The 23,998-nt window shown below is 53.8% G+C and carries 25 protein-coding genes; 10 read left to right on the top strand and 15 right to left on the bottom strand.

All coding sequences use genetic code 11. The features are described from left to right. Positions 1 to 13 precede the first annotated feature (13 nt). A complete protein-coding gene (locus ACI2J2_RS14095; RefSeq protein WP_400767695.1) occupies positions 14 to 1,567 on the bottom strand; it encodes a methyl-accepting chemotaxis protein in 1,554 nt (517 codons plus the stop codon). Between the two features lie 256 nt (positions 1,568 to 1,823). Between ACI2J2_RS14095 and ppa the strand changes: the two genes are divergently transcribed. Continuing rightward, a complete protein-coding gene (gene ppa / locus ACI2J2_RS14090; RefSeq protein WP_400767697.1) occupies positions 1,824 to 2,354 on the top strand; it encodes an inorganic diphosphatase in 531 nt (176 codons plus the stop codon). A 51-nt stretch (positions 2,355 to 2,405) separates the two neighbouring features. Here ppa and ACI2J2_RS14085 read toward each other — a convergent pair whose 3' ends face one another. The 3 genes from ACI2J2_RS14085 to ACI2J2_RS14075 are packed head-to-tail and all read right to left on the bottom strand — an operon-like array spanning position 2,406 to position 8,307. Next, positions 2,406 to 2,753, bottom strand: coding sequence for a gamma-glutamylcyclotransferase (locus ACI2J2_RS14085; RefSeq protein WP_209634320.1), 348 nt, complete (start codon positions 2,751 to 2,753; stop codon positions 2,406 to 2,408). A gap of 2 nt (positions 2,754 to 2,755) precedes the next feature. After that, positions 2,756 to 6,574: a translocation/assembly module TamB domain-containing protein gene (locus ACI2J2_RS14080; RefSeq protein ID WP_209634318.1), complete on the bottom strand. Its 3,819-nt coding sequence runs from the start codon at positions 6,572 to 6,574 to the stop codon at positions 2,756 to 2,758. Continuing rightward, on the bottom strand, positions 6,571 to 8,307 hold the full coding sequence (locus ACI2J2_RS14075) for an autotransporter assembly complex family protein (RefSeq protein WP_209634316.1): 1,737 nt from the start codon (positions 8,305 to 8,307) through the stop codon (positions 6,571 to 6,573). The genes ACI2J2_RS14080 and ACI2J2_RS14075 overlap by 4 nt, the downstream gene beginning before the upstream one ends. 289 nt (positions 8,308 to 8,596) lie before the next feature. Between ACI2J2_RS14075 and msrA the strand changes: the two genes are divergently transcribed. Together msrA and ACI2J2_RS14065 are read left to right on the top strand one after the other, a co-directional pair. Next, on the top strand, positions 8,597 to 9,235 hold the full coding sequence (msrA, locus tag ACI2J2_RS14070) for a peptide-methionine (S)-S-oxide reductase MsrA (protein WP_265556264.1): 639 nt from the start codon (positions 8,597 to 8,599) through the stop codon (positions 9,233 to 9,235). A gap of 176 nt (positions 9,236 to 9,411) precedes the next feature. Continuing rightward, positions 9,412 to 10,743, top strand: coding sequence for a hemolysin family protein (locus tag ACI2J2_RS14065; RefSeq protein ID WP_209634314.1), 1,332 nt, complete (start codon positions 9,412 to 9,414; stop codon positions 10,741 to 10,743). A 68-nt stretch (positions 10,744 to 10,811) separates the two neighbouring features. Here ACI2J2_RS14065 and ACI2J2_RS14060 read toward each other — a convergent pair whose 3' ends face one another. Next, positions 10,812 to 11,018, bottom strand: coding sequence for a DUF1107 domain-containing protein (locus ACI2J2_RS14060; protein WP_037423237.1), 207 nt, complete (start codon positions 11,016 to 11,018; stop codon positions 10,812 to 10,814). A gap of 324 nt (positions 11,019 to 11,342) precedes the next feature. Here ACI2J2_RS14060 and ACI2J2_RS14055 point away from each other — a divergent pair, with 324 nt between their 5' ends. Continuing rightward, on the top strand, positions 11,343 to 11,900 hold the full coding sequence (locus ACI2J2_RS14055) for a YtfJ family protein (RefSeq protein ID WP_037423240.1): 558 nt from the start codon (positions 11,343 to 11,345) through the stop codon (positions 11,898 to 11,900). Position 11,901: 1 nt separating this feature from the next. Here the strand turns inward: ACI2J2_RS14055 and cysQ are convergent, their stop codons facing one another. Continuing rightward, positions 11,902 to 12,642, bottom strand: a complete 741-nt coding sequence (cysQ, locus tag ACI2J2_RS14050) for a 3'(2'),5'-bisphosphate nucleotidase CysQ (RefSeq protein ID WP_404760308.1) — start codon at positions 12,640 to 12,642, stop codon at positions 11,902 to 11,904. Positions 12,643 to 13,022: 380 nt separating this feature from the next. Here cysQ and ACI2J2_RS14045 point away from each other — a divergent pair, with 380 nt between their 5' ends. Together ACI2J2_RS14045 and ytfE are read left to right on the top strand one after the other, a co-directional pair. Continuing rightward, a complete protein-coding gene (locus ACI2J2_RS14045) occupies positions 13,023 to 14,975 on the top strand; it encodes a bifunctional 2',3'-cyclic-nucleotide 2'-phosphodiesterase/3'-nucleotidase (RefSeq protein ID WP_209634310.1) in 1,953 nt (650 codons plus the stop codon). Positions 14,976 to 15,095: 120 nt separating this feature from the next. Beyond that, entirely contained in the window at positions 15,096 to 15,761 is a 666-nt protein-coding gene (gene ytfE / locus ACI2J2_RS14040) for an iron-sulfur cluster repair protein YtfE (RefSeq protein WP_404760307.1), read from the top strand. Between the two features lie 43 nt (positions 15,762 to 15,804). Here the strand turns inward: ytfE and fklB are convergent, their stop codons facing one another. Next, positions 15,805 to 16,425, bottom strand: coding sequence for an FKBP-type peptidyl-prolyl cis-trans isomerase (fklB, locus tag ACI2J2_RS14035; RefSeq protein ID WP_037423251.1), 621 nt, complete (start codon positions 16,423 to 16,425; stop codon positions 15,805 to 15,807). 288 nt (positions 16,426 to 16,713) lie between these two features. Between fklB and ACI2J2_RS14030 the strand changes: the two genes are divergently transcribed. Then, positions 16,714 to 17,388: an OapA family protein gene (locus ACI2J2_RS14030; RefSeq protein WP_209634306.1), complete on the top strand. Its 675-nt coding sequence runs from the start codon at positions 16,714 to 16,716 to the stop codon at positions 17,386 to 17,388. Between the two features lie 48 nt (positions 17,389 to 17,436). Here ACI2J2_RS14030 and ACI2J2_RS14025 read toward each other — a convergent pair whose 3' ends face one another. The 5 genes from ACI2J2_RS14025 to rpsF all read right to left on the bottom strand — a co-directional run bounded on the left by ACI2J2_RS14025 (position 17,437) and on the right by rpsF (position 19,348). Beyond that, a complete protein-coding gene (locus ACI2J2_RS14025) occupies positions 17,437 to 17,790 on the bottom strand; it encodes a DUF488 domain-containing protein (protein ID WP_265556247.1) in 354 nt (117 codons plus the stop codon). Positions 17,791 to 17,899: 109 nt separating this feature from the next. Continuing rightward, positions 17,900 to 18,352, bottom strand: a complete 453-nt coding sequence (rplI, locus tag ACI2J2_RS14020; protein ID WP_209634300.1) for a 50S ribosomal protein L9 — start codon at positions 18,350 to 18,352, stop codon at positions 17,900 to 17,902. Positions 18,353 to 18,391: 39 nt separating this feature from the next. Further along, entirely contained in the window at positions 18,392 to 18,619 is a 228-nt protein-coding gene (gene rpsR / locus ACI2J2_RS14015; protein WP_000135199.1) for a 30S ribosomal protein S18, read from the bottom strand. A gap of 4 nt (positions 18,620 to 18,623) precedes the next feature. Continuing rightward, a complete protein-coding gene (gene priB / locus ACI2J2_RS14010) occupies positions 18,624 to 18,941 on the bottom strand; it encodes a primosomal replication protein N (RefSeq protein ID WP_037422542.1) in 318 nt (105 codons plus the stop codon). 8 nt (positions 18,942 to 18,949) lie between these two features. Next, complete coding sequence (gene rpsF / locus ACI2J2_RS14005; protein WP_006317459.1) at positions 18,950 to 19,348, bottom strand: 30S ribosomal protein S6; 399 nt, start codon at positions 19,346 to 19,348, stop codon at positions 18,950 to 18,952. 457 nt (positions 19,349 to 19,805) lie between these two features. On the opposite strand from rpsF, the gene ACI2J2_RS14000 reads away from it, so the two are divergent. Continuing rightward, complete coding sequence (locus ACI2J2_RS14000) at positions 19,806 to 20,072, top strand: DUF1471 domain-containing protein (RefSeq protein WP_209634298.1); 267 nt, start codon at positions 19,806 to 19,808, stop codon at positions 20,070 to 20,072. Between the two features lie 93 nt (positions 20,073 to 20,165). Here ACI2J2_RS14000 and yjfP read toward each other — a convergent pair whose 3' ends face one another. Next, positions 20,166 to 20,918 (bottom strand): esterase, encoded by a 753-nt coding sequence (gene yjfP / locus ACI2J2_RS13995; RefSeq protein WP_404760306.1) that lies wholly within the window; start codon positions 20,916 to 20,918, stop codon positions 20,166 to 20,168. 126 nt (positions 20,919 to 21,044) lie between these two features. Between yjfP and bsmA the strand changes: the two genes are divergently transcribed. Together bsmA and ACI2J2_RS13985 are read left to right on the top strand one after the other, a co-directional pair. After that, entirely contained in the window at positions 21,045 to 21,353 is a 309-nt protein-coding gene (bsmA, locus tag ACI2J2_RS13990) for a biofilm peroxide resistance protein BsmA (protein WP_209634294.1), read from the top strand. Between the two features lie 121 nt (positions 21,354 to 21,474). Continuing rightward, complete coding sequence (locus ACI2J2_RS13985) at positions 21,475 to 21,750, top strand: DUF1471 domain-containing protein (protein WP_404760305.1); 276 nt, start codon at positions 21,475 to 21,477, stop codon at positions 21,748 to 21,750. Here the strand turns inward: ACI2J2_RS13985 and ACI2J2_RS13980 are convergent. Both ACI2J2_RS13980 and ACI2J2_RS13975 read right to left on the bottom strand, forming a co-directional pair. After that, positions 21,747 to 22,145 carry a DUF350 domain-containing protein gene (locus ACI2J2_RS13980; protein ID WP_209634290.1) on the bottom strand — a complete coding sequence of 133 codons (399 nt, stop codon included), beginning with the start codon at positions 22,143 to 22,145 and terminating at the stop codon, positions 21,747 to 21,749. The genes ACI2J2_RS13985 and ACI2J2_RS13980 overlap by 4 nt on opposite strands. A gap of 87 nt (positions 22,146 to 22,232) precedes the next feature. Then, positions 22,233 to 23,867: an isovaleryl-CoA dehydrogenase gene (locus tag ACI2J2_RS13975; RefSeq protein WP_404760304.1), complete on the bottom strand. Its 1,635-nt coding sequence runs from the start codon at positions 23,865 to 23,867 to the stop codon at positions 22,233 to 22,235. Positions 23,868 to 23,998 lie beyond the last annotated feature (131 nt).

Genomic DNA, 23,998 nt, shown 5'->3' with positions numbered 1-23,998 from the left:
CTGCACCCCTACATTATAATTTGAACGCCGCCATACTCTGCGCCAGTAACTGCGCCTGATCCTCCAGCGATCGTGTCGCCGCCGCTGACTCTTCGACCAACGCCGCATTTTGTTGCGCCACCTGGTCCATCTGAGCGACCGCCAGGTTTACCTGCTCAATCCCACTGCTTTGTTCGCGCGTAGCCGCAGAGATTTCCCGCATCAACGCCGTTACACGCCCGACTTCGCCGGTAATGCCATTCATGGTTTTCGCCGCAGACTCTGCCATCTGCTCGCCTTCCTGCACGCGATTCTGCGACGCTTCAATCAGCCCTTTAATCTCTTTCGCTGACTGTGCGCTGCGTTGGGCCAAACTGCGTACCTCACCGGCCACGACCGCAAAACCACGGCCCTGTTCGCCAGCACGTGCCGCTTCTACTGCCGCGTTCAGCGCCAAAATGTTGGTCTGGAAAGCGATGCCGTCCATCACACTGATGATATCGGCGATACGACGCGAACTGTCGGTAATCGCCTGCATCTTGCTCATCACCTGACTGACCACCTCACTGCCTTGATTGGCAATGCCAGATACACTCAACGCCAGTTGATTGGCCTGCTCGCAGTTTTCGGCATTCATTTTCACCGTCGAGGTCAATTGCTCCATGCTGGCTGCCGTCTCTTCCAGCGAGGCGGCCGACTCTTCAGTGCGCTGGGCCAGATGTAAGTTACCGGCAGCCAACTCGCGCGAGCCGGTATCAATTTGGCTGCTGGCATCACGTACCTTGCTGACCGAACTCGCCAGAGCCTGCTGCATACGCTGCATTGCACGCACCAAACGGCCCATTTCAGTATTCCCTTCGCCCGTGATGGTATGCGTCAAATCGCCACCTGCAATATATTCCAGTTGGGCGATAGATTCATCGAGCGGGCGCAAGATAATCAACCTCAATGCAAACCAGGCCAATACTGCCAGCAATACGCTCAGCAGACCTGCGATCACAATCAGGGTAATCTTGGTACTGGCATTACTTTCCGCTTCCGTTACCCGCTGCTGGCCAATCTTCATCGCAAAGCTGCGGAAATCGCTCAGGTCTTTCTCAAAAGCAATACTCAAGGCAGAGATTTTGGTTTCCTGAATCTCGTAGTAATCGTCGACTTTACCCGCCTTGATGGCATCAGCCATCGGACCAACACCTTGCTCCAAATAGGCTCGATAGCTGTTTTGCAGACGGGCAGACAGCTCGCGGCCACGTTCGGTGACGGTGCCCACTTTGACAAAACGCGCCATTTCCTGCTTCGATTGCGCAAGGTAGTCATAAATGCGCCCCACTGTCGCGTCGGAAACCTCAATCTGGCCGATTTCCCGTTGGCGCACCGCCAGTGAGGCCGCGGTTCTGGCGCGCAGCGTCAGGTTGGAGCTGCTGGCCAGCGACCCCAATTCTTCCCCCAGGATTTGATTCAGAGTGTGTAACGAGCGCGATCCTTCGTTAATCGCGTTGACGCCGATCGTGCTGACCATAATCAACAGCAGCGTCATCAGGCTCAACAGGGCAATCAGCCCGGCCTTGACCGTAATCTTTTTTAGCATGAGTTCTTCCCGGCTTCAGAAATAGTGAGATCTTACGTAGAGGAGGTAAAACGGAGAGTCAGACTTCGCTGACTCATTATTATTTGATGAAGTTATCGGCAACCCTTGGGAAAACTTAACGCCGCAGGAAGATTTATCTGGAAATTCGATGGATGGCCCTGCGCCGGGGCGTGGATGATGAAAAGGGCAGGAATTCGTAAAAGAGTCCGCTATAATAGCCGCCACTCCATTTCTGGTTTGATTAAAGGAAACCGACATGAGCTTGAACCTGGTCCCTGCTGGCAAAGACCTGCCGGAAGACATCTACGTAGTTATCGAAATCCCGGCAAACGCCGATCCGATCAAATATGAAATCGACAAGGACACCGGCGCGCTGTTCGTTGACCGTTTCATGTCCACCGCGATGTTCTACCCGTGCAACTACGGTTATATCAACCACACCCTGTCTCTGGACGGTGACCCGGTTGACGTGCTGGTGCCGACGCCATACCCACTGCAGCCTGGCTCTGTGATCCGCTGCCGTCCGGTTGGCGTGCTGAAGATGTCTGACGAAGCTGGCGAAGATGCGAAACTGGTTGCCGTACCGCACAGCAAGCTGACCAAAGAGTATGATCACGTCAAAGATGTGAACGACCTGCCAGAACTGCTGAAAGCGCAGATCGCTCACTTCTTCGAGCACTACAAAGATCTGGAAAAAGGCAAATGGGTGAAAGTGGAAGGCTGGGCAGACGCTGCTGCGGCTAAAGCTGAAATCGTTGCCTCTTTCGAACGCGCAGCCAAGAAGTAATTCTTACCTGCCGCTCGAAAAAAAACACCGCTCAGTGAGCGGTGTTTTTTTTTACTTTTCGTCGAGACGCTTCAGCCAGTCTCCGCTTTGAATCCGCGGGTAACCGTCTACGCTGTGTTTATACAGGTAGATCCACGCACTCCCATAAGGCGTCTGAATCAGCTCACGCTTATAGTCCCGGGTGTTGCTTTTCAGTTCGTCCAGCTCGGCCAATATCGATGAGTTAATACGGTACACCTCACAATGTACCGTGCCCTCTCCAGGGATCGCCGCCGGGTAATGGCCCAGATTATAAATCTGATAGCCTTCGAGCTCATGCTCGCCGAGCCATTGGGCGTTGGTCATCCAATGGCTGTTTCCCTGTTTGCGTCGTAAACTGCCGTAGACAATTATTCGCATCGCTAAAACTCAAACTGATAGAGCAAATCTAATGCCTGGTCGAGACCAGACACCGCTTCCAGATACAACTTAGGCATCAGGCGGTAGCGCAACGTCAGCGTGGCCAGTGAGTCGAATATACCCACCCCATATTTTACTTGTAAGCCTGGGAGAACATAACCGCTCACGACAACCTGCGAACTGTCACCGACCCCTTGAGTATCCAGGGCCAAATTACTTACGCCAAACGCCTCGCCGATTTTACCCACAAGTTGACCACTTTGTGCAACCCCCATCCCAATTAACATTGAGGTCATTGCGTTACCATCAGCGCCGGAGCTATTCAGTCCTTGCCCACGCAACAGATAAGACAGCGCTTCCTGCTGCGATTTTGCCGGGTCCGAGAACACCTCCAACTTCGGCGCATCAGCCAGCCCGGTGACGCGCACCCCTGCGGTGACATCGTCTTCGGTCGACTCCGGATTACGGATGGCCTCAAGGTTCAACAACGGCTGATCCGGTGGCCCCGAGAACAGCAGCTGTCCCTTGCGGACAATCAAATCCTGACCATAAGCATGGAAGCGCCCGGATGGGATGTCAATCTGACCATTCAAGCCCAACCCGTTTTTATCCTGCACAACTTTCAGATCGCCCTTTAATCGCGCCTTCAGACCAAAGGCATCAAGCCGCACGTCATTGCCAACGTGGATCATCAGGTTGCTATTGATCGGGATCGCCGCCGTTTTCGGTTGTAACGGCTTCAGTTGATCATCCAGCATCACCTCGTCTGAGGAAACACCCACAGCGCTCTCTGGTAGTTCCTGCACCGTAATGCGCGCCCAAGGAATATCAACGGAACCGTTGAGCGAGAACAGCTGCGGCGTGGCCTCGAATATCAAATCCGGCGACACATCAATCCGGATCATGGGCGGTACCGTCACGCGTAGCTTATCGCCCTTAGCGGCAATGCGTGCACGCCATGCGTTGATATCACGCCAATCGGCATCACCGGACAGGTTAAGCTGACCGTGGGTCGTGCTGACCAACCCTTCCAACGTCGACGTCATGCCGTCGAAATTCATCGCCAGCCGGCCTTCCGTCATGTCAAACGGCATCCAGTGCCCCTGCACCTTCACCTTGTCCAGAGCCATCCGGCCATACACTAAAGGCTTTAATGCACTGCCGCCCAAACGCAGGTTGGCGTTCAACATACCCGCGGCTTTTTCGCCCTGCATCAGCGCCGGGTTAATCATCGCCAGTGAAAGATTCGTGATATTGACGTTACCGCTGATATTGCGGCGTACCTGTGGATCAGCCACCTGAATATTGCCGTCAAACTGGCCATTGTTATTCAGTTTGATCAACCAATCGGCCTGCGCCCGACCGTTGGTGAGGCCGGCATTGAGGTTCAACTTGTCAAAGGCAATCGGCAATGGATTCCCCTGCACCTGCTGTACCACTTTAACCCCGTTGCCCACCAACGAGACTTTCGCCTCTGGCAGTGCACCACCAGGCTTCCAGCTAACGTCGGCCCGTCCGGTAAAGACGCCACTCAGAGCCGTCTCCGGGCCAAGGAAAGGTTTGATCATCGCCAGATCAAAACGGTTCAGCACAACGCTTGCCTGGCCGCTCTGACCAGCTTCGATAGTTTTCGGCACGCACAGTTCGGCATTCGGGTTCTGCCAGCAATGTGGCCCAATACTGATTTTCTGCGCGGTATTCAGGTAATCCAGCGCAATGGCGCGCGTTAATCGCCATTCGCCCACCGGCGTATCGAAACGCGTGTTGTTCAGGTTGCCGCGCCAGCGTTGCTGCTGACGGTCGAAACTGCCTTGCAACGCCAGTTGGCCGGATACCGGTTTGCCATCAATTTTCAGTTGCAACTGATGCTGTTTTTCACTGCCTTTGGCATCCAGCGTCAGCAGGTTGATGTCCAACGCATCTTGCTTGAGCCGTTCAACACGCACAGCCAGTTGGCCCTGAATTTGATCGCTGGAACGCACGTCGCCGTCGATTTTCACACGGTTAATGCGTAACGCCTGCCACTGCAGACCAGACGCGGTCAGATCGGCCAATAATTGAGGTGCCTGCAGGTTACCACGCAGTTTAATCAAGCCTTTCGCCGTACCGCCGAGCCCTGGCAGGGCACCGTCCAGACGCGGTGCGTCAATATTTGCATCCAGGTTCCAACTCTTTTCATCCAGTTGGCCCTTCACGTTCAGTTGGTTGCGTCCCAGCGTCAGGTCGATACCTGGGATTTTCCACTGACCGGCGGCATTGCCGCTAAGCGTGCCACGTGCAGTGACCTTGTTCTGCTTCACGTTACCGTCGAGTTGCAGCACGGGGACCTGCAATTGCCAACTGCCGCCGTGCAGGCTGCCACGCGTGGTGATTTTACCGTCCAACTTCGCTGGCCATTCCGGCCACTGCTTAGCGGTATTGATCCCACTCAGTGTCAGCTGTGAATTCCAGCTGATAGCCTTACTCCAGTCCACCAGCGCCGTCAGATCGGTATTGCCCTGCAAGGCGGCCAACCGCAGGCGTTCCAGCTTAAACTGGTCAGTGTTGCCTTTACCGTCCAGCGTCAATACGGCTGGGGGCAGATCCTGCCCTTTGATATTTGCACGTGTCGACAACGCATAATCGGTCGCCTTGCCATTGAAACGCAGGCGGAAATCATTGATCTGGTACTGCGCCTCACCGCTCAGAGGCCATTTCAGTTGTTTGCTTTGCAGCGTCAACGCGAGCGGCAAACCGGCCTCGGCCAATTGGGTTTGTAGATCAAGCTGCGCGCCAACGGGCCCAGAGAGGTTGAGTGCGACCTTGAGTTCTTCGCGTAAACCACCGCCAATGTTCAGTTTGATCTTTTCGCCTTTCAGCGGTTCGATGTTCACCGTGCCGTTGGCGACCATCTCTACCGGCCAACTGCCGGTCAGCGTTGCCTGCCCTTGCGCTGACAACGTGCCCTGTGGGGATTTCACATCGAAATTGTCCAGCTTGATATGCTGATCTTGAGTGCTGGCCTGCAACAGCAAGCTTGCGATCAGTACGTCGGTATCCCCTGTCAGCCGTAGCTGTTCACCCCTGATCTCCTTGACGGTGATGTCCAGCGGCAAACGGATATCCGGCAAGTCCGGCAGCAACGGTTTCGCGAACAGTTCTTTCAGCGTTTCGCCCAGTGGCTTCTCTTCGGGCTGCGGTACGGGTTTCGTGGCCGGATTGGCCTTTTCCTCTACTTTCTTCGCTGCGTCTACCACCGGCTGCACGGCCTCCGGCAGCGGATTTTGCGGCGTTTTCGGCAGTGCGATCAGTAATCCGCTGATCTTGGTTGGCAGCAGTGTCAACGCACGTTCCTGCCACTGAGCACCGGTACGGAATTCAGCAAGCGAAATCGCCGTGTCGTCTACGCTGACTTTGACGTTATTCAGCGCCAACATGCGCAAAGTAATCGGGTATGGCGTGCTGAGATTGGTTGTTGGCTCGCTGGTCTCTTCGACTGGCGCGGACGGCGTCATTTCTTTGGTTTTCACCACGACGTCCACGTCCTGTGCCGTCAACGCATTGACGCACAACGCACTGTTTTTAAAGCAGGCCAGATCGAGTGACAAATGGAACTGCCCGGCATTCACGGTGACACCCGGCATTTGATATTTCACGCCTTTCAGCGTCAGATCACGCCAACCGCCGCTGACACTGGCAATATCCAGTCCCGGCACCCAACGCGCCGCACCGTTTATCACCATATGCAAACCACTGGTGGTGCCCAGCAAGAACGCAACCCCGCCAATCAGCAGCAGCAGAATAATCAGGAAACCCAGGCAAATCTTTTTTATCAGGCTCATAGTTCAGGCCCCAAACCAATATAGAACTGCACCCCGTGGGTATCTTTATCCCCAACCGGAGCAGCGATATCCAGTTTCACCGGGCCGACCGGTGACTGCCAGCGCACACCAAAACCGGCACCGGTCTTGAAATTACTCTGGGTGATATCGTTTACGGCTTCACCGGAATCCACAAACACTGCGCCCCACCATTTGCCGGTCACGTTATATTGATACTCCAGCGAACCGGTCAGCATTTTAGAGGCCCCGGTCAACTTGCCGTCGTCGTCGCGAGGGGAAATGCCCTTGTATTTATAACCGCGAATACTGCGGTCACCACCGGCGAAGAATCGCAGGTCTGGCGGGACTCTTTCAAAGTCGTTGGTTTCAATCCACCCTACCTGCCCACGCGCAACAAAGCGGTGCTTGTCGGCCAACGTGCGAATCCAGACGTTCTGAGCCTGCATCAGCGCAAAGTCCACGTCCGAACCCCAGGTGCTGTCGGACACATCAATAGAATAACGTTGACTGTCACCCCAGGTCGGCATCAAACCACCCCGGGAACGGGTCCGGTTTACGCTCACCCCGGGATACAGCAGCATAGTCGTATTGGTCACGGTACCCTGAGTAAAGTGGTCCCAACGCCAGGTGAGGTTTATCGCCCGTTGCCAGCCGCTGGACAGATCCCAGTTACGGGAGACCACGGCTTTTGACGTGACGGATTTGGTATCGTTGAGGTCGACGTTTTTGAACCCCCCTTGCAGCAGGTAATACTGCTCAAGCGGATTCTTCAGCAACGGGATTTTATAGGTCAAATCGAGCTGCTGTTCCGGGGCCGAAACACTGGCGCTGGTTTCCAGGCTGTGACCACGATCGTTGAGCCACGGTTTTTTCCAGGTGCCCTTCACGCGCGGGCCAACATCCGTGGAATAACCCACCCCGGTTTCAATGGTGTTGCGGGTGCGTGGCGTCACCAACGCATCTAGCGGCAAAATCTTGTTCTCTTTGGCGTCTTGGAAATCAGGAGACACAACCACCGAGTTAAACCAGTTGGTGGCGGACAAACGGCGGTTCAGCTCGGCCAAATCCTCCGAGCTGTAGTAATCCCCCTGATGAAAGGGCACCAGATTTTGCAGATAGTCTTCACGGATTTGCGAGCCGCTGAACTTTACTTGGCCGAAGCGATAACGCTGTCCGCTGTTGAAGTCGATGTCCCAATAGGCCTTATGCAGATCTTCCGCGACACCAAGCTGGCTTTTGGTCATGTCAGCATCGAAATAGCCTTTGCGAAGCGCCATGCCGGTCAATGACCCTTTAAAGCTGTCGTACTTGCCGTGATTGAGGATCTCACCTATCGTCGGCTTGCCTTTCTTGACCAGTGCCAGGTAGTCGTCATCGGTTTTCGCGCCGCCTTCCAACACAATATTGGCACCGGCAATCCGCACGGGTTCACCTGGGTTCACCTTGGCATGCAATACCGGACGTGACAGACCTGGGCGATCGTCCAGGGTAAAGTCGATGGTGGGTTGATAATAGCCGAGCGCTCGCAGCCCCTGACGGACAGCTTCATCCACGCGTGCGCGGAAACGGCCGTCAGTGCTGACCTCTTCCGGCGTGATGGATGACAAACGCACCCGGACGTTTTTTTCCAGTTCCCCGCTAAGTCCTTCAACCTGCAGCCGCACATTCGCCGAATACGCCGCAGGCGTCGCGAGCAGCGCACACAAAAAGCACAGGGCTCGGTATCGTGGCACGCGTTCTCCTTAATTTATTTTACTTTCCTGTAATAACACTCGCTCTGGTACCAGGGCATACTCCGCGCTATCAAGACGGCAGCCCTTTCAGCATTATTCCAGACGCTGCATGTTACGGTTTTACTGTCGCAGTAAACTGGCGCATTCTTCGCTTTTGGCGCTCTAAATACTGCGTTAATCTGATACATAATCTGAATATGTAGCTTATTGTGGGCAAAGTTTCGGTTAGATACAACCGAACTGCCGCGTCTTAGGCCAATTCTTACTGTGACAACAGGAGTCAACCGTGGTGCCATTTTTTGATAAAACACAAACCGTCGACAAGGCGAACGCACTGCCTGGCCGCACGACTCCCATGCCGGTTGCCACACTCAATGTGGTCACCGATCATTCGATGACTCACGTGCCGGATGGCATGGCGGTAGCGATCTTCGCCATGGGCTGTTTCTGGGGTGTGGAGCGCCTGTTCTGGCAACAGCCGGGGGTATACAGCACCGCTGCGGGCTACAGCGGCGGCTATACGCCGAATCCAACCTACCGTGAAGTGTGCAGTGGCCAGACCGGCCATACCGAGGTGGTTCGTGTCGTGTTCGATCCGAAAATCATCAGCTATAAGCAGCTGCTGCAGGTCTTCTGGGAAAACCACGACCCGGCACAGGGCATGCGTCAAGGTGGCGATGTCGGCACCCAGTACCGCTCGGCAATTTATACGCTAACGCCAGAACAGCAGGCCGAAGCCGAAAACAGCCTGCAGCGCTTCCAGCGGGCCATGGTTGAAGCGGGCGACAAGCGCACCATCACGACTGAAGTCGTGCCCGCGCTGCCGTTTTACTATGCCGAAGATGACCACCAGCAATATCTGTACAAGAACCCTGAAGGCTACTGTGGCTTGGGCGGTATCGGTGTCTGCTTGCCTCCTCAACGCTAACTCACTGGCCAGCGGTAATTTTTAACCGCTGGCGGCTCCTGTAAGGCTGCTGCTATACTGTGCGGGCCGCATCTGCGGCCTGATAGCCTCCTTTCTGGTTGTTATCACTACTTTTTTTACAATGTACTACCCTTCCTCAAGAGCGCCGTCATCCCGTCGGCACGTATGGATAGATTATGTTAAACAGTATTTTACTGATTCTTTTTCTGATCGCAGTGAGTGCGTTTTTCTCGCTGTCGGAAATATCTCTGGCCGCGTCACGCAAGATTAAACTGAAACTGATGGCTGACGAAGGTAACGTCAATGCTACCAAAGTCCTCAAGCTGCAAGAAACGCCGGGGTTGTTCTTTACCGTGGTGCAGATTGGCCTGAACGCCGTCGCCATCCTGGGTGGTATCGTCGGTGATGCAGCCTTTTCTCCTAGTTTTAAAGTGTTGTTCGACCGTTTCTTATCCCCAGAGATGGCTGAGCAGGTTAGCTTCATCTGCTCGTTCGTGCTGGTGACCAGCTTGTTTATCCTGTTCGCAGATTTGACGCCGAAGCGCATCGGTATGATTGCACCAGAGACGGTCGCCGTCCGGATCATCAACCCGATGCGTTTCTCGATCATGATTTTCCGGCCGCTGGTTTGGTTCTTCAACGGTATGGCAAACCTGATTTTCCGTCTGTTCAAACTGCCGATGGTGCGTAAAGACGACATCACCTCCGACGATATCTATGCGGTGGTGGAAGCCGGTGCGCTGGCTGGCGTTCTGCGTAAGCAAGAGCATGAACTGATCGAAAACGTTTTCGAGCTGGAATCACGTACGGTGCCTTCGTCGATGACCTCACGTGAAAGCGTGGTTTACTTTGATCTGCGCGAGAGCGAAGAAAGCATCATCGAGAAAGTCTCAACGCATCCGCACTCCAAGTTCCTGGTGTGTGACGGCAATATCGATCAGGTTGTCGGCTACGTTGACTCCAAAGACTTGTTAAACCGCGTGCTGGGTAATCAAAGCCTGGTATTGAGCAGTGGTGTGCAGATCCGTTCAGCCCTGATCGTGCCAGATACCCTGACGTTGTCTGAAGCATTGGAAAGCTTTAAAACGGCGGGTGAAGACTTTGCCGTCATTCTCAATGAATATGCGTTGGTTGTGGGCATCATCACGCTGAATGACGTAATGACCACGCTGATGGGTGATTTGGTCGGCCAGGGTCAGGAAGAACAGATCGTGGCGCGTGATGAGAACTCATGGCTGATTGAAGGCGGTACGCCTATCGATGACGTGATGCGCGTGCTGGATATCGACGAGTTCCCACAAGCAGGTAACTACGAGACTATTGGCGGCTTTATGATGTATATGCTGCGCAAGATCCCTAAGCGTACCGATTTCGTCAAATATGCCGGCTACAAGTTTGAAGTGGTAGATATCGACAGCTACAAGATTGACCAGCTGCTGGTCACCCGGTTGAGCGATAAGCCGGCGTCGACGCTGCCAAAAGCGCCGGACGACACCCCTTCAGCCTGACGCACCTACAGCAAAAACATAAACGGCCCCCTCGGGGCCGTATTTTTTGATTGGCGCTCTGTGCCCAATCACCCCATTTCAGACTGCAGCAGCAACACCTGACGGTTTACCTCTGACATCACACTGAAATGGCGCCTGTCGCGGATTTTTGGCAACAGGATTTTTCCTTCATCGAATTCAAACGCACCAACATCTTTGATATACAGCCGACCGCGAAACAAGGTCTTTACATACTTTGCCACTTTCAACGGATTATAACGCTGGAAGATTCTCATTCTATTACTCTCCTCCGTTTGTCCATGCGCTCAGCGAGCCGCCAAGGTGGCAGCCTCTAAAATAAGAACGCAACGTGATTGCCATGTAGTAGACCCAGTAAAGACCATATCGTTCATTTCCGCTTGGAGATCTGCACTGGATTTACACTTTTTGACAGAATTGTATATGATAATATATAACTTTTTCAGTATATCCCTTCAAAATACAGGCATTTGCCCCCAGAAGGAAAAACTGCGATCCGGCTAACAGGACAGACCTCTGATCACCACCTATGCTTTAGGCTATCGGGTGCTGTCGGCACCATTTCCCCTTAAGGAGAAGGCATGAAAAAAAGTCACATGCTCATTGTATCCCTGCTGTTTGCTCCCCTTTTTGCCTCCGCGCACAACTTCCAGCTCCAGCAACGCGTCGCACCGGTTGGCGTCAGCGATAAAGGAGAGTTGGATTACGCTAATAATAAGTTTAGCTATCAAAACTGGAATAGCGCGCAGCTCAGTGGGAAAGTGCGAGTGATCCAACACATTGCCGGCCGCAGTTCTGCCAAGGACATGAACGACCCACTGATAGAAGCGATTAAGAAAGCTAAGCTACCGCACGATCGTTACCAAACGACGACAATTGTGAATACCGACGATGCGTTGCTCGGCACCGCGATGTTTGTGCGCAACAGCATTGAAGACAGCAAGAAAGAGTTCCCGTGGTCGCAGTTTATTGTCGACAGCAACGGCAATGTACGAAAAGCGTGGGATCTGCAGCCAAAGGGCTCAGCCATTGTGGTGTTGGATAATCAAGGCAGGATCCAGTTTGCCAAAGACGGCGCACTGACACCGGAAGAAGTGCAGCAGGTCATGACCCAACTGCACCAGCTTCTGGCAAAGTAAATTAGAACAGCGATACCCGAAAGCCGGGGTTAAGGAACGATTCACGCGGTGTGTAGAGCAGAGGTTTGCCCTGCCAATCGTGGATCTGCGCCCCGGCCGCAACGGCGACGGCATGACCGGCAGCGGTATCCCAGATGTTAGTTGGCCCAAAACGTGGGTACAGCTGCGCTTTACCTTCCGCGACCAGACAAAACTTTAACGAGGATCCGACAGAAACCGTCTGATGCTCGCCCAACTGGTTCAGGTAATCCTTCAATTCTTCGTCACTGTGTGAGCGGCTGACGACCACCAGCGGTGGGTGGGCGTTACTGACGCTAATGGCCTGGCGTCGGCCCTTTTCTTCTTTCCAGGCTTTGCCGCGCTCGGCCAGATACAGCACGTCAATCGCCGGGGCGTAAACCACGCCCATCACGGCTTGGCCGTCTTCAATCAGCGCAATATTTACCGTGAATTCACCATTGCGGTTGAGGAATTCCTTGGTGCCGTCCAACGGATCGACCAGCCAATAACGCGTCCAGCTCTGCCGTTCAGTCCACACCGGTGGATCTTCCTCTGAGAGCAGCGGGATGCCCGGCGTTAATACCGCAAGACCGCGTTTGATAATATGGTGCGCCGCCAAGTCGGCCGCTGTCACCGGAGAATCGTCTTTTTTCTTTGCAGCATCAAGCGGTTGTTCACCTTGATACACCGCCATGATCGCCGCACCCGCCTCGCGGGACAGTTGGCAAATTTGTTCTAACATCATTCACCTCAGATAAATACCCTGAATAACTGGAGCTGCATCGCGGTGGAAAGTCTACGAATCCCCGGAGCACAGTCCACTATGTGACCGGAGTGACCAGACGTAGCCAACAAAGAGGCAACTTCAAGTATGACGGGTATACAGTTCAGTGGGGCATTTCCCCTTTCTCATTGCTAGCAGCCTAGTTTTTTTTGCAGGGAATATCCATCATAACGATTTAACCTGCGGTAATTACTCAAGTCTTTCCCGTCACAACTGCGATATTTCCTCAGATACCTCGGTCAGTTTTCTGCCACACTTCACAGTTTGGTGAGACAACCAATGTTAATTACATGTCCCTCTGCGATAAAACTCGAAAAATGGAATGGAGAAAGCCAAAAATGATGAAGCGTTCGCTGACGTTGTCTGCCCTCGCTGTACTGGTTTGCGCCTCGGTGCAGGCGGCTACGGTCGATCTGCGCGTGCTGGAAACGACCGACCTGCACAGCAACATGATGGACTTCGATTACTACAAGGATAAACCGACCGATAAATTCGGTCTGGTGCGTACCGCCAGCCTGATTGAACAGGCTCGTCAACAAGCGGCCAATACGGTGTTGGTGGACAATGGCGACATTATTCAGGGTAGCCCGCTCGGCGACTATATGGCGGCCAAAGGCTTGAAGCCGGGAGATGTTCACCCGGTGTATAAAGCGATGAATACCCTGAACTATGTGGTTGGCAACATCGGTAACCACGAGTTCAACTACGGGCTCGACTACCTGAAAAATGCCATTGCCGGAGCCAAATTCCCGTATATCAACGCCAACGTCATCGACGCTAAAACACAGAAACCCTTGTTCACACCTTACATTATCGTCGATACACCGGTAAAAGATCGTGATGGCAAAGAACATACTTTGCGAATTGGCTATATCGGTTTTGTACCGCCGCAAATTTTGGTCTGGGATAAAGCCAACTTGCAGGGCAAGGTTAGGGTTAACGACATCACCGAAACCGCTAAACGCTATGTACCGGAAATGCGCAAACAAGGCGCCGACCTGGTGGTCGCTATCCCGCACTCCGGCTTGTCCAGCGAGCCATACAAGGCAATGGCAGAAAATTCGGTGTACTACCTCAGCCAAGTACCAGGCATTGACGCCATCATGTTCGGCCATGCTCACGCCGTGTTCCCAAGTAAGGACTTTGCCAATATCAAAGGCGCAGACATTGCACAGGGTACGCTCAATGGCATACCTGCGGTAATGCCGGGTCAATGGGGTGATCACCTCGGCGTAGTCGATCTGCAGCTAAACAACGACTCTGGCAGTTGGAAAGTGGCCTCCGCCAAAGCGGAAGCACGGCCAATCTACGACAAAGAGAACAAGAAATCGCTGGCCGCAGAAGATGCCAGTCTGGTGAAAGTCCTGGCGGAAGATCATAAAGGCACACGTGATTTCGTCAGTAAACCCGTCGGTAAAGCGGACGACAACATGTACAGCTATTTGGCACTGATTCAGGATGATCCCACAGTGCAAATCGTGAATAACGCGCAGAAGGCTTACGTGGAGCACTATATTCAGGGCGATCCCGACCTGGCCGACCTGCCCGTGCTGTCAGCCGCTGCACCGTTCAAGGTGGGCGGACGCAAAAACGATCCGGCCAGCTTCGTCGAAGTGGAAAAAGGCCAGCTCACCTTCCGTAACGCTTCGGATCTTTACCTCTATCCCAATACCTTGGTGGTCGTGAAAGCCAGCGGCAAAGAGGTGAAGGAGTGGCTCGAGTGTTCCGCTGGGCAATTTAATCAGATCGACGTTAACAGCCCCAAACCACAGGGCCTGATCAACTGGGACGGTTTCCGCACCTATAACTTTGATGTGATTGACGGGGTAAATTACCAGATCGACGTCAGCCAGCCTGCGCGTTACGACGGTGAATGCCAGTTGATCAACGATAAGGCGGAACGCATCAAAGATCTGACGTTCAAAGGCAAGCCTATTGACCCAAACGCCACCTTCCTGGTTGCCACCAATAACTACCGTGCTTACGGTGGTAAGTTTGCCGGCACCGGCGATCAACATATTGCCTTCGCTTCGCCGGATGAGAATCGTTCGGTGCTGGCCGCTTATATCAGCGCTGAAACTCAGCTGCATGGCGCAGTACGGCCACAGGTGGATAATAACTGGCGTTTGGCGACGTTCAGTAACCCTCAGCCACTGGATATTCGTTTCGAAACATCACCAAGCGAGAAGGCTACGGCGTTTATCAAAACCCATGCCCAGTATCCAATGAAATCCGAAGGTACGGATAACATTGGATTTGCGGTTTATCAGATTGATTTAAGCAGCAAATAAGCAGTAGGCCGGAGGGGAAATCACCTTCCCTCTGGCCATCTATCCCTTTTTCTCTCTGGCGCGCCCTTTAAATTGCATTTAAAATGCATGTTATAGTTTTTCATTTAAAGAGGCCTTCCTATGAATTACCGTGACCAATCCCTCGGCGCTCTCGCCATCGCTATTCCCCGGGCATCACGCCTGTTCCGCCTGAACGACTTGGATTTCTGCTGTGGCGGCAAACAAACGCTGCAACGCGCCGCCGAGCGCAGAGGGCTGGATATCGACCGGCTGGAAACCGAATTGGCCGTCCTCGCCGCCAAACCGGAACAAACCCGCGACTGGCGCACTGCGCCCCTCGGCGAAGTGATTGACTATATCCTGCCACGCTTCCATCAGCGGCACCGTGAACAGTTAGCCGAGCTGGTACTGATGGCAGAAAAAGTCGAACGGGTTCATGCCGACAAACCCACCTGTCCACGTGGACTGGCGAAACAGTTGAACCTGATCCGGCTGGATCTGGAAAATCATATGATGAAAGAAGAACAGATCCTGTTCCCGATGATCAAGCAAGGTATGGGACGCCAGGCGAGTGGACCCATCTCGGTGATGGAACATGAGCATGACGACGCGGGCGAACAGTTGGAAGTGGTAAAGTTCCTCACCAACAACGTGACGCCACCAGAAGGTGCCTGCAATACCTGGCAGGCGCTGTATGGCGGTATCGACGAGTTCATCGGTGACCTGATGGAACACATCAATCTGGAGAACAACCTGTTGTTCCCGCGCGCACTGAACGGCGCATAAAACAAGGGCGCCATGTAGGCGCCCAGAGAAACCTGTCAGAGGATTACAGAATTTCCAGCAGTTCGACGTCAAACACCAGCGCGCTGAATGGCGGGATGGATGCGCCAGCACCACGCTCGCCGTAGGCCAGGTCGTGTGGAATATACAACTGCCATTTAGAACCGACCGGCATCAGGGTCAGCGCTTCGATCCAACCTGGGATCACACCGCTAACCGGGAATTCTGCCGGTTGGCCGCGCTCTACGGAGCTGTCGAACACGTCACCGTTGATCAGACGGCCGGTGTAATGCACACGCACGCGATCCTGACGGGACGGGATTGGGCCATTGCCCTGCTCCAGTACGGAGAACTGCAGACCGGATTCGGTCAGCGTCACTTCGTCACGCTTGGCGTTGTCTTCCAGGAATTTCTGGCCTTCAACAGCCATCGCCTGTTGACGATCACGACGCACGGCATCCGCACGTTCGTGGATTTCACGCAGCGCACGGTGCACCACGTCTACCGGAACCGCCGGGGCATTCCCTTCCAGCGCGTCACGCAAACCTGCCAGCAAAGCTTCCGGTTGTAAACCTTCCAGACCGGACTCTTGTAACTGCTGGCCGACCTGTAAACCAATCCCGTAGCTCGCCTGCGCTTCAACGCTGTCAAAAGAAGGGGTTGTCATGGGGTTTTCCTTTAGTCTGTAAAAAGTCGAAAGCGCAGCATAACAGCGCCGCAATGCCGGGTAAAATCTTGTGTGGAGAATGATGACTTTTGTCGTAGAAAAAGAAACAATAACCCTCAGTTAACACCCGCTCCCGCGAGCCCAGGCGAATCGCCTGTCGCAACAGGCATGGGTTTGCTGCTGCCTTTCACTTCAATCAGTTAGCAGACTATACTGGAAACAGGGCATCGGGTCGGCGGTACACCCTTTTGTACCGTGATATTTTTACGCCGTTGAAGAGAGGTTACCATGGGCAGAATCTCGCCCAGGAGAAGGAAGACCACCCGAGTCTACCAGCCGTTGTTGCGCACCTGGTTGAACTTCAGCCAGCGCCTGAAGCCGGGGTCCGCGCCAGAGGCAGTAGAGAATCCGGATTCAGAACAACCACCGGAAAGCGGTAAGGGGCAAAACATCAAAGCGCTACTGCTGAAGATCTGGCACCTGCCGGACGGCTTCGGTTGGATGGAGCCATTACCCTATTTCCACCGCCGCTGGACACTGATTTTCGGCTGCATCTTGCTACTGGCACTGCTGTGGCCGTATTCATCGGAAAACAGCGGGCAGCCATTCCCGGTCACCCAGCAGGGCAACAACATACCCCTGCAGGCCGATCTGCAAAATGATCCTCAGCAGCAGCACGCCGCCGAACCGGAACCCGCCGGCAACTGGCAGCGTTACCAGATCCAACCAGGGCAAACGCTGGCGCAACTGTTCCGCGACAATAGTCTGCCGGTGAATGAAGTCTTCGCGATGGCGCAGGTGGAAGGTAACGATAAACCACTCAGCAACATGAAGGCCGGCCAGGAAGTGCGTATCGAACGTGACACCAACGGCGTGATTACTGCGTTATCGGTCACTGCCGCGGATAACACTCAGGTATTATTCCGCCGCCAGGCCGACGGTAGCTATCGCCGCGAGCGTTAAACCTTGCCCCGCCATTGACCGCGTGATCGCACGCAATGGCCAGGCAACTTAAATCTGCGCCAATAAAAAGTCGCGCAGCACGATGCCGTGGTTGTGCTGTGTGTCTTTGCTGCCATAGAGCAAGGTTAAGGGCTCCCCTTGCCGTAATAACGCCACCAGGGGCCGCCAGGCGTCATTTTCAGCCAATTGCTGCCGGTAACGGCTCTCAAATAATTCCCACTGTTCAAGGTGCTGGTGAAACCACTGTCGTAGTGTGTTATCTGGCGCAATCTCTTTTAGCCACTGCACTCCCAGTAACTGCTCCTTACTGATGCCCCGCGGCCATAACCGGTCAATCAGGTAACAGTTAACCGGTGCAGGGCCTGTAAACCCATACACGCGTTCTAAGTGAATCTCTGCCATTTGCCGCTGCTCCTCACCCAAGGTGCTGGCAGAATAACGCGTTTTACCGGGCGCAGAAAAGCAAAACGCCAGCACGAGGCTGGCGTTTTAACTTGGTGAACAGGAGCGATTAAGCTTCTGCTACCACAACTACATTCAGCTGTGCGAACACGTCGCTGTGTACCTGGAAGTGAACTTCGTGTTCACCAGTGGTACGCAGAACGCCATTCGGCAGACGAACTTCGCTCTTGGCAACTTCAACGCCTGCCGCAGTAACTGCGTCAGCGATGTCGCGGGTGCCGATAGAGCCGAACAGTTTACCTTCGTCGCCTGATTTAGACGCGATGGTGACTGAACCCAGTTCGTTGATCTTGGTTGCGCGAGCTTCAGCAGCGCCCAGAACGTCAGCCAGTTTAGCTTCCAGTTCTGCACGACGTGCTTCGAAGAACTCTACGTTTTTCTTGGTAGCAGGAACAGCTTTGCCCTGTGGTACCAGGAAGTTACGGGCGTAGCCCGCTTTAACGTTAACTTGATCACCCAGGCTGCCCAGGTTTGCTACTTTATCAAGCAGAATAACTTGCATTACCTTATCCTCTCAAAGTCGTTAATGGACAGTGGCCGATTACTGATGACGATCAGTGTACGGCAACAAAGACAGGTAGCGCGCGCGCTTGATAGCACGGGCCAGCTGGCGCTGATATTTTGCACGAGTACCGGTAATACGGCTCGGGACAATTTTACCACTTTCAGTGATGTAGTTTTTCAGCGTAGCGATGTCTTTATAGTCAATCTCTTGAACGCCTTCCGCGGTGAAACGGCAGAACTTGCGACGACGGAAATAACGTGCCATTAGGCTAGTCTCCAGAATCTATCAATTCAATCTGCTCGGCATGCAGAACCAGTTTGTTCAGCCCGTTGCGCCCTTGATGGCTGCTAACAAAGCCTTGCACGGTTATCTGACTGCCGACCGTTAATCTTTGAGTTAGTGCTTGTGACTGTTGTCCGCTGACAACCACGGGCATTCGGCACCATGCTTGTCTGCTGAATCCGGCTTCCATTTGCTGCGAACGGTGCTCAAGCACAAATTGGCAGTGGGGTATCCCGGAAGGACTCACTTTTCGAACCGGCGTCTTGCACACAGTGCCCGACAAAACCAGACGATTAGATGTCACGGCAGCAATTACTCTTCAGAATCCCCAGCATCTGCATCATCTGCGGTTTCGTTAGCGAAGTCTTCGCGGCGATCGCCACGACGTTCATCTTTCGCTTTAACCATCGGAGATGCTTCAGTTACCGCGTGCTTAACGCGCATAACCATGCTACGGATAACGGCGTCGTTGAAGCGGAAGTTTGTTTCCAGCTCATCGATCGCTTCCTGCGGAGCTTCAACGTTCAGCAGAACGTAGTGAGCTTTGTGCAGTTTGTTGATCGGGTAAGCCAGTTGACGGCGGCCCCAGTCTTCCAGACGGTGAATCTGACCAGCAGCGTTAGTGATGGTAGCACTGTAACGCTCGATCATGCCCGGAACCTGTTCGCTTTGGTCAGGATGGACCATAAAAACGATTTCGTAATGACGCATCGAATTGCTCCTTACGGATTATTCAGCCTCCTGTCAGGGTCAACCGCGGCCCATGGAAGCAAGGAACGTGTATGTGTGTGCGGCTGAAAAAATGACGCGTAATCATACTTGCGCTAGCGGGGAAACTCAAGGACCGAGGGGGATTTATTATCAGTAATGCGAGCCTGCTACGGAAATAGCACGATTTGCTGTCTGCACAACCTATGTACACAGATCCATCACTTCAGAAAATCTTTCAATGAAATCATCACTGACGCGCAAAATTCATTCATTTTTTTTGAAAGAGGCTATCAAAATACCTCCCTTTTTAATCCTGAATGAAGGTCTAAAATTGTACTTATCCGCCGCAGACAGCGCGACGAAAAAGATTCGAGGTTATTCAATACATACAAATAACTTTTTGCTGCACTGGCACTGGCTGTCAGGCCGTTGAAGCAAACAGTTAAGAGAGGCACTTATGAAACACGTTACCATCGCCACTGCCATTGCTTTACTGTTTTCTGCCCATGCCATGGCCGCCACTGAAATCACGTCACATCAGGCCGATCAACGCCAAAGCGTTGGGTTCGTGACCCTAAACCAGGACGTTGTTTCCCCTGACGATGCCAGTAGCCAAGTGAACAAAATAGCCGAGCAGCGCGGCGCGACGGCCTATCGGATCATCGCTCTGCATGAACCTGAAAACAACAGCACCATGCATGTGAGTGCCGAGCTGTATCGCTAAGAGAAAATGCAGCACCAGGAAGTCAGCCGCGCCCAAAAGCGGCAAATAAAAATGTGAATGTCATCGTCAGCCCCCTGATTCAGGGGGCTTTTTTTATAACGTGCGCCTGAAGAAATCGGCCGTTACGCTAAGCGCCTGTGGTGTAATGCGGTGCTTGACGTCAGGTTCCGTAAGCAACGTTAGTTGTTGATCCCAACCGCTCTGACGAAGTTCGGTCGCCAACCGCAAGCTTTCTGCCACCGGCACTAAATCATCTGCCTCGCCGTGCCACAACAACAGAGGGCGATCGGCAATTTTCTCCAACTGGTGTTCCAGACCATAATCCGCGAGCACAGCAATACGAGCCTCAAAGCCGTTTGCTGTCAAAGGGCTGCCCTGTTCATCCAAAGGGGGGAACAGTGTCTGCGCCAGGGACGTGTAATACCCGGCCCCCATCAGGCTGGCAGCCGCTTTCACCCATGGGTAACGGGCGAAGCTCCCCAGTGTCGTCATCCCGCCCATAGACGCACCGGCAACGCCGATACGTCCTTCAGCAATCAGTCCGCGCTGTTCAAAATGCGCTTTCAGCGCCGGCAACTCATCGATATTGCTGCGCAGGATCTCCCAAAAACGGGATAACCGCTTCTGTTCATCTCCGTCAAAGCGCTCGCCGTGAAAATCGGCATCCGGCAACACCACGCGAAATCCTGCCTTGGCTAACGCATAGCCAAAATAGGCATACACTTCTTTAGACGAGGTATAACCATGGTAGAAAAATATCGTCGGCAGCGGCTGATGGTACTGCCCCGCAGGTACCGCGTGGATCACGGCAATATTCCCTGCCCGCTCGTCATAGATTTCAATCATCCGTTTTCCCTCTGCATATTTGTTGCCTTCATAATGGCAAACTTGCGCTAAAAAGCATTAGCTCAATCTGTTCCAATTTATAATGGGTTACACTGAAATCATGCCGTCGACTTTCCCGAGGTGCTCATGAAGCTTTCCCGCCTGTTGCTCCCCCTAACACTGATCACGCTGCTTAGCGCCTGCGGCATCATGACCACAACCCCAAAAGCACCGCCATCACCGACCGGTCAAGCACAGGAGATCACCCGGGCACAAACCGGCACTCTGGTGAAAATGGGTACCACCAGCGCCCTGGTCCGCGGCAGCCCGATGGATGTGGAAGCGGCAATACAGCAGAAAGCCAACGCCAGTGGGGCTCGTTATTACATGATCATTATGAACAGTGAAACCGTGGTTCCCGGCCAATGGTACTCACAGGCGATCCTGTATCGGTAACCTTTAGAGTTTTAATAAGATTTACATTGGCTTTGCACAGACTGAAGTTGGATATTGCACACTGGCAAACAGCGCGCCGCACCCTGCGGCGTGGATACAGGACCCTACGAAGGGGAACGCCATGACACGCTCCGCCGCACTCACCGCCCTCCTGCTTTCCATGGAGTTACTCAGCGCCAGCGCCCAGTCCGCTGAACTGGCCCCCGCAGACCGCGTGACGCCTCTTAGCGAAATTGCTGAAATCACCCTAAATAACCTGTCCGGCTCACCTCAGGATGTAGAACAACTGATAGCCCGTAAGGCCGATGAACACGGGGCCAGCTATTATCGAATCCTGAAGATGGAAGAACAGGCGCACCAACCTGGCTGGCGCGCCTCGGCAATACTCTATCTTTAATAGGTCATGCAAGCCGCATTCAGTACGCCGCCGCTGATCGAAACGCCCCCCAGGAAAATCCCGGCGGCCACGTGATTAGATTCAATCTTGTCACTGATCCGCGGCATGTAAATTTTCACCGCCGCAAACAGCAGCAGTTGCACCACTAAAGCCACGACACCCCATAGCAAGTAGTCCAACAGACTGACAGAGTTGATCGCCGCACTGGCCAGCGGGATCACATAACCCAGGCAAGCACCAATGAAGCCGAAAGCAGCAGACTGATTGTCGGCCTTAATCAACGCCCATTCGTCGTGTGGTGTAATGCGGGTATAAACAAACAAGAACACCAGAACCATGGCAAAGCCACTGAAGAAATAAGAGGCGAATGCCGCCAACGCGCTAAGAATATCCATGTCATGCTTCCTGATCAGAGGTCAGTATCCCTTACGGGCCAAGTGCTGAATTAAAAAGCTTTTCTCGTTCTGGCGCCACTGTTTTCCCTAGCCTCCCATCGCTCGGGTAAACAGCGTTTCGCACAGCCGGTCTGGTAACGCCCTTTCACCACGGGCATCGAGCATCATTTGACACCAGGCCTCTGCCAACGGGGGGGAACTGTGTCGCAGAAGCTGTGCCGCAGCGAACAAATTGAATAATGTCCCAGTAACCGCGCGTCCTTGCTCTTCATGCGGTTTACGCATCAGCTGGAGCACCCGCCGCCACTGATGATCATAATGGCGGTTTTGTCCCTTCACTTCGCCAAGCTCGCGTTCCAAAGCCTCCTGCACCGCCGGCAGTTTTCCCCATGCCCGCATCACGTCCAGGCACATGATATTGCCTGACCCTTCCCAGATGCTGTTTACCGGCATTTCACGGTACAGTCGCGGCAACTCACTCTCTTCGCAGTAACCGATTCCTCCTAACGCCTCCATGGCTTCACCAACAAAAGGGATGCCTTGTCGGCAAACTTCAAATTTCGCTGCTGGGGTCATCACACGGCACAGCGCCTGCTCCAAAGGCGCACCGGTACCCACGCTGTCGTAGGCACGCGCCAGTCGCATCAAGGCCGCTGTCTGTCCCTCTAACCGCAACGCCATCCGCGCTAACACCTGGCGCATCATCGGCTGTTCGATCAGTGGCTTGCCAAACGCCTGTCGCTGCAAAACATGATATAGCGCTACCGATAAGCCACGCCGCATCAAACCGTGGCTGCCCAATGCACAGTCAAAACGGGTCAGCCCGCCCATTTTCAGGATATGCCGTACGCCATCGCCCTCCTCACCCACCAGCCAGGCGATGGCATCCTGGAATTCAACTTCACTGCTAGCATTGGAGCGGTTGCCGAGTTTGTCTTTGAGACGTTCCAGCCGTATTGCGTTGCGCGTACCGTCAGGCAGGATCCGCGGCAGAAAGAAGCAAGACAGCCCGCCTTCCGCCTGTGCCAGCACCAGGTGCGCATCACTCTGTGGCACCGAGAAAAACCATTTGTGCCCCACGAGCCGGTAAGCTTCACCCGGGCCACGTGCAGCCAGCGGCGTGGCCGTTGTGGTATTGCTTAATACATCGGACCCACCTTGTTTTTCGGTCATCCCCATACCAATCAGTAATCCGCGTTTTTGTCCGCCAGGCAACAAATGGGCGTCATATCGATCAGACAGCAGCGGCGTCAGCCAAGTCTGGAACTCCGCGGGTAATGAACGTTGCAGTAATGGAATTGCACCAAAAGTCATGGTCACCGGGCACAACGTGCCGGCTTCAACCTGGGCGTGTAACACAAAACGCGCGGCACGTGCCACAAATGACCCCATGCGCGCATCCTCTTCCCACGGCAGATTGTGCACGCGGTTAGCGATCAAGCCTTGCATCAGGATATGCCAGGCAGGATGAAAACGGACATCATCCAGCCGCTGGCCGGTGGTGTCATAGCGCAGCAGTTCGGGCGGGTTGACGTTGGCCAACCGCCCCAGTTCCAGCGACTCCTGAGTACCCAACTGTTGGCCTAACGAAGCCAGCACGTCGGCATCCCAACCGGCTTGCTCACGCTGTATTGCCTCAAGCAGCGGCGTGTCGGACAGGAAGAGATTACTGTTACCCAGTGGCTTCGGCTGATTAAAAACGGTGTGTGTATTCCAGACCATGAGCTTGCTCCCTGATAAAAGCGTCAGGAGTAATTATGGTCGTCAGGGCGATTTCTGCCGCAGGTGAGATCACAGGGTGGGAAATGAGAAGGTAATAAGGGCGCAATGCCTACATTGCGCCCTTATGGGTA

The sequence above is a fragment of the Serratia sp. NPDC087055 genome (assembly GCF_044900985.1).
GTDB lineage: Bacteria > Pseudomonadota > Gammaproteobacteria > Enterobacterales > Enterobacteriaceae > Serratia.
The sequence above is the reverse complement of the archived record's forward strand: the minus strand, read 5'-3'. Positions and strand labels throughout refer to the sequence as shown.

Coding starts and splice junctions, on each gene's coding strand:
- ACI2J2_RS14095 (WP_400767695.1), bottom strand. CDS start 1,567: ATGCTAAAAAAGATTACGGTCAAGGCCGGGCTGATTGCCCTGTTGAGC.
- ppa (WP_400767697.1), top strand. CDS start 1,824: ATGAGCTTGAACCTGGTCCCTGCTGGCAAAGACCTGCCGGAAGACATC.
- ACI2J2_RS14085 (WP_209634320.1), bottom strand. CDS start 2,753: ATGCGAATAATTGTCTACGGCAGTTTACGACGCAAACAGGGAAACAGC.
- ACI2J2_RS14080 (WP_209634318.1), bottom strand. CDS start 6,574: ATGAGCCTGATAAAAAAGATTTGCCTGGGTTTCCTGATTATTCTGCTG.
- ACI2J2_RS14065 (WP_209634314.1), top strand. CDS start 9,412: ATGTTAAACAGTATTTTACTGATTCTTTTTCTGATCGCAGTGAGTGCG.
- ACI2J2_RS14060 (WP_037423237.1), bottom strand. CDS start 11,018: ATGAGAATCTTCCAGCGTTATAATCCGTTGAAAGTGGCAAAGTATGTA.
- ACI2J2_RS14055 (WP_037423240.1), top strand. CDS start 11,343: ATGAAAAAAAGTCACATGCTCATTGTATCCCTGCTGTTTGCTCCCCTT.
- cysQ (WP_404760308.1), bottom strand. CDS start 12,642: ATGTTAGAACAAATTTGCCAACTGTCCCGCGAGGCGGGTGCGGCGATC.
- ACI2J2_RS14045 (WP_209634310.1), top strand. CDS start 13,023: ATGATGAAGCGTTCGCTGACGTTGTCTGCCCTCGCTGTACTGGTTTGC.
- ytfE (WP_404760307.1), top strand. CDS start 15,096: ATGAATTACCGTGACCAATCCCTCGGCGCTCTCGCCATCGCTATTCCC.
- fklB (WP_037423251.1), bottom strand. CDS start 16,425: ATGACAACCCCTTCTTTTGACAGCGTTGAAGCGCAGGCGAGCTACGGG.
- ACI2J2_RS14030 (WP_209634306.1), top strand. CDS start 16,714: ATGGGCAGAATCTCGCCCAGGAGAAGGAAGACCACCCGAGTCTACCAG.
- ACI2J2_RS14025 (WP_265556247.1), bottom strand. CDS start 17,790: ATGGCAGAGATTCACTTAGAACGCGTGTATGGGTTTACAGGCCCTGCA.
- rplI (WP_209634300.1), bottom strand. CDS start 18,352: ATGCAAGTTATTCTGCTTGATAAAGTAGCAAACCTGGGCAGCCTGGGT.
- rpsR (WP_000135199.1), bottom strand. CDS start 18,619: ATGGCACGTTATTTCCGTCGTCGCAAGTTCTGCCGTTTCACCGCGGAA.
- rpsF (WP_006317459.1), bottom strand. CDS start 19,348: ATGCGTCATTACGAAATCGTTTTTATGGTCCATCCTGACCAAAGCGAA.
- ACI2J2_RS14000 (WP_209634298.1), top strand. CDS start 19,806: ATGAAACACGTTACCATCGCCACTGCCATTGCTTTACTGTTTTCTGCC.
- yjfP (WP_404760306.1), bottom strand. CDS start 20,918: ATGATTGAAATCTATGACGAGCGGGCAGGGAATATTGCCGTGATCCAC.
- bsmA (WP_209634294.1), top strand. CDS start 21,045: ATGAAGCTTTCCCGCCTGTTGCTCCCCCTAACACTGATCACGCTGCTT.
- ACI2J2_RS13985 (WP_404760305.1), top strand. CDS start 21,475: ATGACACGCTCCGCCGCACTCACCGCCCTCCTGCTTTCCATGGAGTTA.
- ACI2J2_RS13980 (WP_209634290.1), bottom strand. CDS start 22,145: ATGGATATTCTTAGCGCGTTGGCGGCATTCGCCTCTTATTTCTTCAGT.
- ACI2J2_RS13975 (WP_404760304.1), bottom strand. CDS start 23,867: ATGGTCTGGAATACACACACCGTTTTTAATCAGCCGAAGCCACTGGGT.